The 12,839-nt window shown below is 49.0% G+C and carries 12 protein-coding genes; 8 read left to right on the top strand and 4 right to left on the bottom strand.

Translation table 11 applies throughout. The features are described 5' to 3' along the window. Positions 1–345 precede the first annotated feature (345 nt). The 7 genes from ACNA6I_RS18050 (at position 346) to gdh (ending at position 8,570) form a co-directional block, all read left to right on the top strand. Entirely contained in the window at positions 346–1,092 is a 747-nt protein-coding gene (locus tag ACNA6I_RS18050) for a methyltransferase domain-containing protein (protein ID WP_416313922.1), read from the top strand. A gap of 66 nt (positions 1,093–1,158) precedes the next feature. Next, on the top strand, positions 1,159–2,760 hold the full coding sequence (locus ACNA6I_RS18055) for a putative polysaccharide biosynthesis protein (protein WP_048007145.1): 1,602 nt from the start codon (positions 1,159–1,161) through the stop codon (positions 2,758–2,760). Between the two features lie 13 nt (positions 2,761–2,773). Beyond that, entirely contained in the window at positions 2,774–3,826 is a 1,053-nt protein-coding gene (locus ACNA6I_RS18060; protein ID WP_063190448.1) for a CdaR family transcriptional regulator, read from the top strand. A gap of 124 nt (positions 3,827–3,950) precedes the next feature. Further along, positions 3,951–5,216 (top strand): GntP family permease, encoded by a 1,266-nt coding sequence (locus tag ACNA6I_RS18065; RefSeq protein ID WP_048007143.1) that lies wholly within the window; start codon positions 3,951–3,953, stop codon positions 5,214–5,216. 19 nt (positions 5,217–5,235) lie between these two features. Further along, the gene (locus ACNA6I_RS18070; RefSeq protein WP_414131270.1) at positions 5,236–6,375 is read left to right on the top strand and encodes a glycerate kinase; all 1,140 of its coding nucleotides are present in this window, start codon (positions 5,236–5,238) and stop codon (positions 6,373–6,375) included. A 503-nt stretch (positions 6,376–6,878) separates the two neighbouring features. Next, positions 6,879–7,739, top strand: a complete 861-nt coding sequence (locus tag ACNA6I_RS18075) for a RhaT/GlcU family sugar-proton symporter (protein WP_048007141.1) — start codon at positions 6,879–6,881, stop codon at positions 7,737–7,739. 45 nt (positions 7,740–7,784) lie between these two features. Then, on the top strand, positions 7,785–8,570 hold the full coding sequence (gdh, locus tag ACNA6I_RS18080) for a glucose 1-dehydrogenase (protein WP_048007140.1): 786 nt from the start codon (positions 7,785–7,787) through the stop codon (positions 8,568–8,570). Between the two features lie 145 nt (positions 8,571–8,715). Here gdh and ACNA6I_RS18085 read toward each other — a convergent pair whose 3' ends face one another. The 3 genes from ACNA6I_RS18085 to ACNA6I_RS18095 all read right to left on the bottom strand — a co-directional run bounded on the left by ACNA6I_RS18085 (position 8,716) and on the right by ACNA6I_RS18095 (position 11,135). After that, a complete protein-coding gene (locus ACNA6I_RS18085; protein WP_048007139.1) occupies positions 8,716–9,351 on the bottom strand; it encodes an NAD(P)H-dependent oxidoreductase in 636 nt (211 codons plus the stop codon). A gap of 24 nt (positions 9,352–9,375) precedes the next feature. Next, on the bottom strand, positions 9,376–9,693 hold the full coding sequence (locus tag ACNA6I_RS18090) for a winged helix-turn-helix transcriptional regulator (protein WP_048007138.1): 318 nt from the start codon (positions 9,691–9,693) through the stop codon (positions 9,376–9,378). Between the two features lie 842 nt (positions 9,694–10,535). Then, complete coding sequence (locus ACNA6I_RS18095) at positions 10,536–11,135, bottom strand: nitroreductase family protein (protein WP_416313923.1); 600 nt, start codon at positions 11,133–11,135, stop codon at positions 10,536–10,538. A 180-nt stretch (positions 11,136–11,315) separates the two neighbouring features. On the opposite strand from ACNA6I_RS18095, the gene ACNA6I_RS18100 reads away from it, so the two are divergent. Beyond that, positions 11,316–11,624, top strand: coding sequence for a 2Fe-2S iron-sulfur cluster-binding protein (locus tag ACNA6I_RS18100; protein ID WP_416313924.1), 309 nt, complete (start codon positions 11,316–11,318; stop codon positions 11,622–11,624). Positions 11,625–11,787: 163 nt separating this feature from the next. Here ACNA6I_RS18100 and ACNA6I_RS18105 read toward each other — a convergent pair whose 3' ends face one another. Continuing rightward, positions 11,788–12,771 carry a ring-cleaving dioxygenase gene (locus tag ACNA6I_RS18105; protein WP_048007135.1) on the bottom strand — a complete coding sequence of 328 codons (984 nt, stop codon included), beginning with the start codon at positions 12,769–12,771 and terminating at the stop codon, positions 11,788–11,790. Positions 12,772–12,839: the final 68 nt, after the last annotated feature.

Genomic DNA, 12,839 nt, shown 5'->3' on the forward strand with positions numbered 1-12,839 from the left:
CGCCTGCAGGGTCTCAACCTTCCCTCTATTCCCGCAGGAGTCGGCCTCCCTCCGCTGCACTGCACTTGTGCAGAAGATGAGGCTTGGTTTCTTATTGCGTAGATAATATCCACTTTTCTACCTAGTAATGGGAGAGTCAAAGAATGGGGCGTTTTGATTTTTGTATCCACTGTACTAACCGATAGTTGACGGACTTAATCAATTCCACTACCAAAATATAAATGTAATGAAGGAGCTACCAATATGCCGAATCAGTACGAGCCATAACAACGCTGTTTATGGATCAGAGGACCTCCAAGGCCGGGGAATGAACCGGAATAAATAAAAAAATGGAGGGAATCTGATATGAAAATGGAACAATGGATGAAACAAGACGAGGCCTTTGAAGGCTGGGATTTTTCTTATATAACCGAAACGGGACGAATGAAGAGTGACGGGCTTTCCTGGTCATATGGGAGCTTGGTGCTTCCCCTGATGCGGGAGGCTTCGACCATGCTTGATATGGGGACCGGCGGAGGAGAGTTCCTCTCTATGCTTAAGCCATTCCCAACCAGGATTTGTGCAACGGAAGGCTATCCGCCGAACGTACCTGTGGCGAAAGCGAGACTGGAACCGCTCGGAGTGGACGTGCGTGCTTACGATTCTGATAATGATCTTCCGTTTGACGGAGGAGAGTTTGACTTGATTATCAATCAACATGAATCCTTTTCTGCACGTGAAGTGAGAAGGGTGATCCGGACCGGAGGCACTTTCCTTACCCAGCAGGTCGGAGGCTGTGACTGCTTTGAACTGAACGATGCATTCGCGGTGCCGTTGAATCCGGAATTTTCCGGGTGGAATCTGGAGCAGGCTGTAAGAGAGCTGGAATCCAACGGCTTCAAGGTGATCTGGAAGCGGGAAGAAACCGCCGGCCAGCGATTTTATGATATCGGTGCCCTTCAGTATTATTTGAAGGCGATCCCGTGGCAGGTCCCGGGATTTACAGTAGAGGGATTTCAGGATAAACTGGAGGAAATCCATCGTACGATTGAGAAAGATGGATATTTTCATGCCAGTCAGCATCGCTTCGTCATCAAAGCGGAAGCGATTTAGGAAAGGGGGCCTTTCGCTTTGCGGAGGGCTTCCTTTTTCATGATGTGAGCACAGAAGGAGTATCATATGGACAAGAAGATGATGCGGGGGACATTTTTCCTGACCTCTGCCACCTTTATCTCAAAAATCATCGGGTTTCTATTCATCATCCCATTCACCCTGCTGGTAGGGGATACGGGATATGCCCTGTACAAATACGCATACGGACCGTATACGATCCTGCTCAGCCTGTCGACGGTCGGCTTGCCCCTTGCTGTTTCCAAGTTCGTGGCGAAATACAACGAAAGGGGTAACTACCTCGCAGGGCTGAACCTGCTCCGTTATGGCCTGATTGCCATGATCATCAGCGGAATCGTTTCGTTTCTACTATTATACTTCTCTGCCCCATGGGTAGTGGTGGCGTTCGGAGAAGGGGGAAGTGGGAACTCACGGGAAGACATGATCTACGTTGTCCGGCTGGTCAGTTTTGCCTTGCTCGTCGTGCCCCCCATGAGCTTGCTGAGGGGGTACTTCCAGGGGAGTGATTCCATGGGGCCATCGGCCATGAGTACGGTCATGGAGCAGGTGGTCCGAATCGTCTTCATCCTTGCCGGGGGCTATCTCATCCTCAACGTGTTGAATGGGACGATAAAAGCGGCCGTTGGCATTGCAACGTTTGCCGCCTTCATCGGGGGACTGGCCTCCCTTGTCCTTCTTTTATGGGTTTTCTGGAAAAGACGCCGCCTGATCCGCAAGCAAATGGATGAAAGTGTGGGCAATGCGAAGATTGCGGTGTTTCCTATGTTCAAGGAGCTGACGCGATATGCCATCCCCTTTGTCATCACGGGCTTGACGATCCCGATTTATCAGAACATCGATACGTTCACGATCAATCGCCTGTTCATGAACATTGGATATGCCTTTTCAAAAGTTGAGGTCATCAATGGGAACATCGGGATCGCCCAGATCCTCGTCCTTGTTCCCGTCTCACTGGCCACTGCTTTTGGCATGACCTTGATCCCGAGGATCACATCATCATTTGAAAGCGGGAGGATCCAAGAAGTAAGGGATAGCATCGATCAGACATTCCAGCTGGTCCTGTTCTTTACCTTCCCTGCTGCCATCGGACTCAGTGCGGTGGGGACTCATCTCTTCAGACTGATGTTTCCTTCCTCATCCGATGCTGAACTCGGGGGTATCATTCTAGAATGGTATGCGCCGGCGGCCATCATCATTGCCCTGTTTACCGTGACGACTGCGACCATGCAGGGAATCAATGAGCAAAAGAAAGTCGTGTGGGCCATTGCCGTCGGAATCGCTGTGAAAGTCGTACTGAACATCCTTCTTGTGCCGCCGTTCAAAGAAATAGGACCGATCCTGGCGACCTATGCGGGGATGGGCGTATCCGTCTTATATACTCTTCTTCACATCAAGAAGGCAGTCGGCTTTTCAATCAGGAAGTTGATCCGGTCGTTGATTCCCATTGCCATCGTCACAGCCATAATGGCTGCGGTTGTTCTGGCAGTGGAGAAGGGTGTGGAAGCCGCTGTGCCTTCCTCAATGGGTGATAAGGGAGTCGATTTGATTGTCACATCTGCAGGGATTATCGCAGGGATGGTCGTTTTCATAGCGGGAAGCTGGCGTTTGCCCGTCGTCCAAGGGATTTTATCTGCAAGGAAACAGCGCTAAAGGAGGGGAAGGTATGGCGTTCATGACGCGTGAACTGGCTCAGGAAATCGTCAACAGGACGATGGCCATCCTTGATTGGAACATCAACGTGATGAATGAAGAAGGCATTATCATCGGTTCGGGTGATGCGAATAGGATCGGGGATGTCCACGAGGGCGCAATCCTTGTCCTTCGGCACAAAAAGAAGATCGAAGTAAGGGAAGAGAGGGAAGGGATGAAGCCGGGAATCAATTTTCCTATTTTCTTTAACGAACAGATTGTCGGAGTAGTCGGCATCACCGGGGATCCGCGAGAAGTTCAAGCCTTCGCAGAGCTGATCAAGATGTCGGCGGAACTCGTTCTCGAGCAATCCTTCCTTCTCGAACAGTTTCAATGGAAGCAAAGAATCCAAAATGATCTCGTGAATCAACTGATAACAGGGACTGGCGGGGCCGCTGTTGTGGAGAAGGCCGGCTCACTGGGAATCAACCTTGACCTTCCTCGTGTCGCCTTGGTCCTGGAAGGCGGTACGGAACCCGATGAACAGAACCTGCTTCGTTCCATCGAGTTTGAACTGGACAAAGGAGATGTTCTCGGAGTTACCCCTTCCAATGAAATCATCCTATTCAAAGTCGTGGGAAAAGGTCTGAAGATCCCGCGACGTTTCAGGTCGGGACCAGTCGGTGTCGGAGGTGTGACAGAAAGCTCACGTGATTGGCGGAACTCGTATGAGCAGGGGAAACTTGCCCTTGCAATCGGCCGGAGGATGCGACCGGGTTTGCCGGTCTATTCCTATGAAGAGTACCGGATTGAGGCCCTTTTATTGCGGATGATTGAACAGGATCCGGATATAGAGCGGTTTTCCTATTATCTTCCCCTCCTTGAACATGCAGAGGGAGTAGAAACACTAGATGCCTACCTCCAGGAAAACGGGGAACTGAACCGAACAGCGGAGCGCCTGTTTATTCATCGGAACACGCTTCGCTACCGGTTGGATAAGATCTTTCAGTGGACGGGGAAGGATCCGCGTAAGATCAGGGATCTGATGGAACTATACGTAGCGAAACTTTTTCATGAATCACATTAGTTGTGCATTTGCCCAAAAATCCGCGCTGGAGATTTGGGTTTTTTTATTCAATTGCCCAATGAACAGAAAGTAGAAAACGCTTACAATGAGTGCATAGAGAAAACTCGTCTGAGGGGGAGCAGAAATGGATGTAACTGTAAGCGCTTTAGGGGCAGTGAGTGCCCTTGTCATCGCTATCGTATTAATATTGAAAAAAGTTCCACCCGCTTATGGGATGGTGGCCGGTGCGTTGATCGGCGGTCTCATCGGCGGAGTGGATATAGCCAATACCGTCAATCTTATGATGGAAGGAGCAAAGGGAATCATTCCTGCCGTCCTTCGTATCATGGCAGCCGGGGTTCTCGCCGGTGTTCTGATCGAGTCAGGTGCTGCCCTTTCCATTGCAGAAACGATCGTGAAGAAGCTTGGTGAGTCAAAGGCGCTTCTGGCCCTTGCCCTCGCCACCATGATCCTGACAGCAGTCGGAGTGTTCGTGGATGTAGCCGTCATCACGGTGTCACCGATTGCCCTTGCCATCGCAAAACGGGCAAAGCTGTCCAGGATGGCCATTCTCCTTGCCATGATCGGAGGAGGGAAGGCAGGGAACATCATGTCACCGAATCCGAATGCCATTGCTGCATCCGACGCGTTCGGTGTTCCCCTCACTTCCATCATGATGGCAGGAATCATCCCGGCCTTATTCGGTCTCGCAGTCACCTATTTGGTGGCCAAGAAACTTGCCCGTAAAGGAACCTTTATTCAAGAAGAAAGCGCAGTGGTCGACGCTTCTACCATGCCTCTTTTCATTACAGCACTTGTAGCACCACTTGTAGCCATCCTCTTATTGGCCTTGCGTCCTTTGTTCGATATCAATATCGATCCGATGGTGGCCCTGCCGATCGGCGGGATCATCGGGGCCATCGCCATGAAGAAGACAAGAAAGATCAACGAATACGCTGTATCTGGATTAGGTAAAATGTCCGGAGTGGCAATCATGCTTCTCGGAACGGGAACGCTTGCCGGTATCATTGCCAACTCGACTCTGAAGGACGTCATCATCAATGGCCTCAGTGCATCCGGTCTGCCAGCGTACCTGCTTGCACCGGCATCTGGGATCTTCATGTCGGCAGCAACGGCATCGACGACGGCCGGTACTGCAGTTGCAAGCAGCGTATTCAGCGGCACCATCCTTGAAATGGGTGTGTCTGCATTGGCCGGAGCAGCCATGATTCATGCGGGAGCCACCGTACTTGATCATTTGCCGCACGGAAGCTTTTTCCACGCAACCGCGGGGAGCGTCAATATGAGTATGAAAGAACGCTTGAAACTCATGCCGTATGAATCCCTGGTGGGACTGACGCTGGCCATTCTGTCGACGTTAGTGTTCGGCGTGTTCAAGATTTTTGGATAATCTGAGAGGAGAGAAAACGATGAAGATCGTCATCGCACCTGATTCATTTAAAGAGAGTATGACCGCTCTGGAAGCGGCGCAATCCATTGAAAAAGGGATGAAAGCTGTATTCCCGGACGCGGAATATCATCTCCTCCCCATGGCCGACGGCGGGGAAGGGACCGTGCAATCCCTTGTAGACGCCACTGGTGGCGCCCTGATCGAACGTTCTGTCACAGGTCCGCTTGGAGAGGAGGTACCTGCCTTTTTCGGACTACTGGGTGATGGCAAAACAGCTGTCATTGAGATGGCAGCAGCGTCAGGCCTCCATCTTGTGGAACCGGCGAAACGCAACCCACTCATCACTACATCCAGGGGGACGGGCGAGCTGATCCATGCAGCTCTCGATGAAGGCGTCAGCCATATCATCGTGGGGATCGGCGGCAGTGCCACAAACGATGGCGGTGTGGGAATGGTACAGGCGCTCGGAGGCAGGTTCTTGAACGAAGATGGGGAAGAAATCGGTCCGGGTGGAGGCACGCTCTCTACTATAGAATCGATTGACTTGAGCAAGCTCGATTCCAGGCTGGCCTCCGTTAAACTGGAAGTGGCATGCGATGTCACCAATCCCCTTACAGGTCCCACCGGTGCCTCTGCGATCTTCGGTCCGCAAAAGGGTGCTGATCCGGAAATGGTTGATACCCTTGATCAAAACCTTGCCCATCTGGCTTCCATTGTGCCGGGTGGTCAAGTCATTGCGAGTCGAGCAGGCACCGGTGCTGCTGGAGGACTCGGTTTCGCCCTTCTTGCTTTCCTGAATGCTGAATTGAACCGAGGAATCGATATCGTTTTGGAGGCCGTGAACTTCAGTGAGCACATTAAGGATGCATCACTTGTCATAACAGGAGAAGGGCGGATCGATGGCCAGACCATTTACGGGAAAACACCGATCGGGGTCGCCAAGGCTTCAAAGAAGTACGGTATTCCTGTGATCGGTATTGCCGGTTCCCTCACGGAAGACAGTGTGATCGTCTATGATCACGGTATAGATGCCCTGTTTTCAATCGTACCCGGAATCATGGGACTGTCCGATGCCTTCAGCCAGGCTCCTCATCTTCTGGAGCGTGCATCCAGGGACGCGGCTGCGGTCCTGAAAATGGGTATGACGTTCAGTAAGTAATGCAGGAAAAACCGTCTGAAAAAAGCATTGTTTTACGTGTAAAATCATCCTGTACATCAAAAAATTTCAATTTTTCCATTCCGACGACCTTCTGAAAAGGGTCGTTTTTTTGTATGGATTGATCAATTTGTGACAGAATGGAACGCTTACATCCTGCGCTTTTTCTGAGGGATGCAGACCCCAAAAATCCTCTGAAAACCGCGCCATTTCAAGGAAAACGGTTACTTTAAGTAGTCAGAGTATTACGTGTATTATCACATTTATGTAATTAAATGGAATCACCGTTTTTTCTGACAAATCCTGAATTACTTAGCATGACAAGGTTTGTTGCGTACGCTCAACATTTCACAAATGAAAGGGTTTATATTTACGAAAATGGGTAAGAAAAAAAAGGAGCTCAATCGATTGACTATTTTTTTCTACCTAGTTACTATTAGTAACATTGAGTGAACAAATAGTCGCTCACAAATACATCAACAGTTTAGGAAAGAAGGTTCACATTCATGGATATTTTCTTAGCCATCCTTCCTGCGATATTCTGGGGGAGCATTGTACTTTTCAATGTGAAACTCGGTGGAGGCGCTTATAGCCAGACACTAGGAACAACAATCGGTGCGCTGATCTTCTCAGCTGTCATCTTCTTGGTTGTTCATCCGGTTCTAACACCAACCATCTTTATCGTCGGAATCGTTTCGGGTCTATTCTGGGCCGTAGGTCAAAGTAACCAGCTCAAAACGATCGAATATATCGGTGTTTCAAAAACAATGCCGATTTCAACCGGTATGCAGCTTGTTTCAACTGCATTGTTCGGTGTCATTGTATTTAATGAGTGGTCCACAGCGGTCACTGTCATATTAGGAATCATTGCCCTTATCTGTATCATCGTCGGTATCGTGCTGACATCACTGGAGAGCAAGGAACAAAAGAACGAAGAGAATTCAAAACAATTCAAGAAAGCGATCATCACGCTTATCGTTTCAACCATTGGTTACCTTGTATATGTTGTCGTTGCACGTCTGTTCGACGTTGATGGCTGGACAGCCCTATTCCCACAAGCAATCGGGATGTTCATCGGAGGAATTATTCTTACTTACAGACATAAGCCATTCAACAAATATGCAATCAAAAACATCATTCCAGGATTGATCTGGGCTGCGGGGAATATGTTCCTCTTCATCTCACAACCGAAAGTCGGAGTCGCAACAAGCTTCTCCCTCTCTCAAATGGGTATCGTTATTTCAACACTCGGAGGAATCTTCCTTCTAGGTGAGAAGAAAACCAAACGTCAAATGGTCGGAATCATCTTCGGTATCATCCTGATCATCATCGGCGGTGTCCTTCTCGGAATCACGAAAAGCCAATAATCATCCATAGGTACAGCAACAACACAATCTAAGGAGGAATTTATTATGTATGAAGATTTAAAAGGTAAAGTAGTAGCCATCACAGGCGGATCCACTGGTCTTGGACGTGCAATGGCTGTCCGTTTCGGTCAAGAACAAGCGAAAGTAGTCATCAACTACTATGTAAATGAAGAAGAAGCAATCGAAGCGAAAAATGAAGTAGAAGCAGCCGGTGGGGAAGCGATCATCGTTCAAGGTGATGTAACAGTAGAAGCAGACGTCATCAACCTTGTTGAAACAGCTGTAAAAGAATTCGGTACACTTGACGTCATGGTCAACAATGCCGGTATCGAAAACCCTGTTCCATCTCACGAGCTTTCTCTTGATAACTGGAACAAAGTCATCAACACAAACTTGACTGGTGCCTTCCTTGGTAGCCGTGAAGCAATCAAATACTGGGTAGAAAACGACATCAAAGGGAACGTTATCAATATGTCTTCTGTCCACGAAATGATTCCTTGGCCGCTATTCGTTCACTATGCAGCAAGTAAAGGCGGAATCAAATTGATGACCGAAACACTTGCTCTTGAATATGCACCTAAAGGCATCCGCGTGAACAATATCGGACCTGGTGCGATGTATACACCGATCAACGCTGAGAAATTCGACGATCCAGAACAACGCGCTGACGTTGAAAGCATGATCCCAATGGGTTACATCGGTAAACCGGAAGAAGTAGCATCCGTTGCTGCATTCCTTGCTTCTAAAGAAGCTAGCTATGTAACTGGTATCACACTGTTCGCAGATGGTGGTATGACGAAATATCCTTCTTTCCAAGCAGGAAGAGGTTAATAGAAAAAACGAAAACGGGGGGCATTTTGCCTCCCGTTTTTTTGTGGATTTTTTTGTTTCAGTACCAGCTGTCACGGGAATGGTCGGGGTGGTCCCATCAAGGAAACCATCAAGAAAAAACACCCAATCCGGGTGTCTTTGTCCATTAAAACGTTTGAGCTTTCTCATGAGCCTCCGCCATCGCCCTGGCCTTGATTTCTTCCGTTCTTTCAGGATATTTCATCTGGCCTTCAATGATGATGCTCTCAAAGGAAGCGACTCCGAAAAATTCCATCATGACTTCCATGTAGCGATGCCCAAGCTCACGCGGTTCTTCCGGCCCTTCCGAGTATATATCTCCCCGTGACTGGATATGGATGGCCTTTTTGCCTGCAAGCATTCCCTGGATTCCGTCCTTTGTGTAGATGAACGTCTTACCGGATACGGTGACGGCATCGATGTAGGCCTTCATGATGGCGGGAATAGAGAAGTTCCACATGGGAGTGACGAAGATATATTTATCTGCCATCAGGAACTGACCGCCAAGTTCGGCAAGGCGTCCGACTTTAAGGCGCTCTGCGGTGGTAAGGTCTGTAAGCGAAGCCTCTGACCTGAGTTTCTCCCATCCGTCGAAGACATCCCTGTCGAGGAACGGGATGTCACTTTGATACAGATCCAGGTGAACGATTTCATCTTCGGGGTGAGATCGTTTGTATGTATCGAAAAATTCTTTTCCAACAGCCATGCTGAGGGATTCAGTTTCACTGAGTGGATGAGCGGTGATATAGAGAACGTTGGTCATGATGTCAACCCTTTCTATTAGAGGTTAGTCATGGACCCAGCTTTCTGCCCATTTGCTGATAGGTCCGAGGATGTTGCCCAGTTCGATCCCCTTTTGTGTGAGTGAATATTCCGATCGTATCGGCCGATCCGCTATGACTTCCCTGATGACAATCCCGTGTTCTTCCAGTTCTTTGACGCGCTCGGTCAATAATCGTCTACTCAGGGCGGGGATGGCTTCGCTCAATTCGCTGAAGCGCTTTGGTCCACTCATTAAAACATAGATGATCAAACCGGTCCATTTTTTTCCGATCAGTTCGAAGCTCTTCTCTACTTTAGGGTGAAGTTCTTGTCGGTCCTCCACTATATGTAACCCCTTTCAAACGGTTGGATAAAAAAATAACTTATGTACTTATTGTAACAGAAAATGGTGGTGGCTGGCGAATTTTGTCCATTCAATCGGATGGGGTTGTTCCGCTTAGTATGTGCTGGAATCGGGTATTTAAGTGAGTTTGCATATTTTTTAGTAAGTGAGGAGGGAGGAAGGGTTCTCCGTTTAGATTCGGCAGGAGCTTTCTGTAAGGAGGATTCATACGAATGAATCAAAAAGTGGGTGTCCAATAATTTGGGTCCAGTGCACTGCGCCTGCAGGGTCTTAATCTTGCCTCTATTCCCGAAGGAGTCGGCCGTCCTTCGCTGCACTTCACTATGAAGGTTGGGAAGAGAGGAGTAGTAATCCGCTTATGGGATAACCATTCAGTTATTAATGGGGGAGAAGGAGGAAAAAGTTCGTTCCGTTTCGCTGCGGTCGTCCGCTTTCCTCGGGGAGTCAGTTGAGCCGCTTTGGCTGTGTGCTGCGCCTGCAGGGTCTCAATCTTGCCTCTATTCCCGAAGGAGTCGGCCGTCCTTCGCTGCACTTCACTATGAAGGTTGGGAAGAGGGGGATGGTAATCCCCTTATGGGATTATCATTCATTTATTGATGGGGGCGTTTAGAACAGGGTCTCGATTTTGCCTCTGATTTCCTCGGGAGTCGTAGGCCTTCGCTATACTTCACTACTGGAAGGGGGAGTATGGTTCCTTCTGCTCTCTTTCTGATGAGGGTTCATATCAGGTCGAAATCAGCACCGGGTTGCCATCCCTACGTGAAGGGAAGTAGATCAACAAAACAAAACACAGCGATCATGCGGATCGCTGTGCTTCTGTCTTATTTATAAAATTTCACGCGTTCATCAAGCGGCTGGAATTGCTTTTCACCCGGCTCGGCTGTGGGATTGCCGAATGGCATTTGGGCGATGAGCTTCCAGCTTTGCGGGAGGCTCCATTCGTTCTTCACGTCTTCATCGATCAGCGGGTTGTAATGCTGAAGGGAGGCGCCGAGGCCTTCTGATTCAAGGGCGGTCCAGACAACGAGCTGATGCATCCCGGAGGATTGGTGGGACCAGATCGGGAAGTTATCGGCATAGAGGGCGAATTGTTCCTGAAGGGACTTGACGATGCTTTCCTCTTCGAAGAACAAAACCGTGCCGTAGCCTGCTTTGAAGGAATCCATCTTCTGCTGGGTTCCAGTGAAATCTCCGTCTCCCACTGCTTTTTTCAGGGCGGAAGTGGTTAGATCCCATAGCTTGTCATGAGCGTTTCCTGTAAGGACGACAACGCGAGCAGTCTGTGAATTGAACGCAGAAGGCGTATGTTTGACGGCAAACTCAACGATTTCTTTTACCCGTTCGTCTGATACACTTACCTGCTTATCGATTCCATAATACGTTCGGCGGGACTTCAGGCTTTCATAAAAATCAACAGCCATATTTTTTCCTCCTCAAATTATCTCGAATTAAAACATTTTAAACATAGGGTAATTATAATCGTCTCAACACACGAAGTCAAACAATTATTTGAAAATTAATAAAGTTTAATCAAAACATCACAAAGGCGGAAAAAATGAGCGTAGAATGGTTACACTATGAGGAATGAGGAGGCGGGATCCATGCCAAAGTTGACAGTGATCGGTTACGGGAAATATACGGTTGAAAAGGGTACGAAGCTGGTTCTGGCCCTGGAGGACAACGGAGTGGACATCCTGCATCGATGTGGCGGCAACGCACGCTGTACCACGTGCAGGGTCGAGATTCATGACGGGTATTTCTGTGAGCTGTCGGCCGGTGAGACAGAGATGACGTATGAGGATCGCCTTCGCTTGTCCTGCCAGATCAGAGTCGAAGGTGATGCCACTGTCCTTCCGGTCCTGACAGTGGAATCGACTGGGAAAAAGCCTGGTCCAAGACCGGCTGATTAAAGATGAAGGATGCGGTTTTCCGCGTACCCGCTTTAGCATGCTTATCGATAGATCTTTTCTTATTAAATCTGGAGTCAACATCTGTGCTGTACTTTATACGGCTATACAGAAAAAGCACCGGTATAAAAACCGATGCTTTTTAGCTTTTCACTAGTATATTTCTTCACTCATACTCTTTCTGGATATCCCTCGTGCTCCTGACCGTATCGATCGGTCTGACGAGCGCTTCAATCTGTTCGCGCTTCGGCTCGAGGAATGGAGGCAGGGATAACTTCTCACCGAGGGTTTCGTATGGCTCGTCACCCATGAATCCCGGTCCATCCGTTGCAAACTCGAACAGGATCTGTGGTGCCACCGGTGCATAAAGGGATTCGAAGAAATGACGGTTCACATACCCGGACGTACGGAATCCGAACTCTTCCATGCGTTTGGTCCATTCATCAAGAACAGCACGGTCCTCGACGCGGAAGGCCACGTGGTGGACGGTACCAAAGCCTTGTTGGGCGCTCGGAAGGACGGTATTGTGCTCCACGACGACCTGCGCCCCGTTTCCGCCTTCCCCGACCTCGAACAGGTGGAAGCTTCCTTCATGACCGATTTCCTTGAATTGAAGGACCATTTCCATCAGTTTTTTGAAATAGTCGAAGTCCTGGATGCGGATGAAGATCGGTCCTAGACCTGTGATGGCATATTCCAATGGAACCGGTCCATCCTGCCATGGGGTGCCTGCAGGGACTCCTTCGTCCTTCTCATCTGAGATCAATTGATAGTGCTGATCATCGAAGTCGGTGAAAGAAAGGGTCTTTTTCCCGAAGCGTGTCGTGATGCCACTGTGGTCGATCTTCAAGCGATCGAAGCGTTTGACCCAGTAGTCAAGGGCTTCGTCACTCGGTACGCGGAAGGATGTTTTCGCGATTTCATTCGTTCCGTGTACCCCACGTGGAATGTTAGGGAAGTCAAAGAACGTCATATCGGTTCCGGCACTTCCTTTGTCATCAGCAAAGAAAAGATGGTACGTTTGGATATCATCCTGATTGACAGTCTTTTTCACAAGGCGCATCCCGAGGACGTAGGTGAAGAATTCATAATTCTTTTCCGCACTGCTCGTGATGGCGGTCACGTGGTGGATTCCTTTTAGATGGTTCAAGGCAGATCTCTCCTTTTTCCTTCTTATTGAATGCGGCTGGGCCGCATGCTTGACGGTTTTTAAGTTTA

Origin of the sequence: Rossellomorea sp. FS2 (assembly GCF_047915635.1) — a bacterium.
GTDB classification, from domain to species: domain Bacteria; phylum Bacillota; class Bacilli; order Bacillales; family Bacillaceae_B; genus Rossellomorea; species Rossellomorea marisflavi_A.

Coding starts and splice junctions, on each gene's coding strand:
- ACNA6I_RS18050 (WP_416313922.1), top strand. CDS start 346: ATGAAAATGGAACAATGGATGAAACAAGACGAGGCCTTTGAAGGCTGG.
- ACNA6I_RS18055 (WP_048007145.1), top strand. CDS start 1,159: ATGGACAAGAAGATGATGCGGGGGACATTTTTCCTGACCTCTGCCACC.
- ACNA6I_RS18060 (WP_063190448.1), top strand. CDS start 2,774: ATGGCGTTCATGACGCGTGAACTGGCTCAGGAAATCGTCAACAGGACG.
- ACNA6I_RS18065 (WP_048007143.1), top strand. CDS start 3,951: ATGGATGTAACTGTAAGCGCTTTAGGGGCAGTGAGTGCCCTTGTCATC.
- ACNA6I_RS18070 (WP_414131270.1), top strand. CDS start 5,236: ATGAAGATCGTCATCGCACCTGATTCATTTAAAGAGAGTATGACCGCT.
- ACNA6I_RS18075 (WP_048007141.1), top strand. CDS start 6,879: ATGGATATTTTCTTAGCCATCCTTCCTGCGATATTCTGGGGGAGCATT.
- gdh (WP_048007140.1), top strand. CDS start 7,785: ATGTATGAAGATTTAAAAGGTAAAGTAGTAGCCATCACAGGCGGATCC.
- ACNA6I_RS18085 (WP_048007139.1), bottom strand. CDS start 9,351: ATGACCAACGTTCTCTATATCACCGCTCATCCACTCAGTGAAACTGAA.
- ACNA6I_RS18095 (WP_416313923.1), bottom strand. CDS start 11,135: ATGGCTGTTGATTTTTATGAAAGCCTGAAGTCCCGCCGAACGTATTAT.
- ACNA6I_RS18100 (WP_416313924.1), top strand. CDS start 11,316: ATGCCAAAGTTGACAGTGATCGGTTACGGGAAATATACGGTTGAAAAG.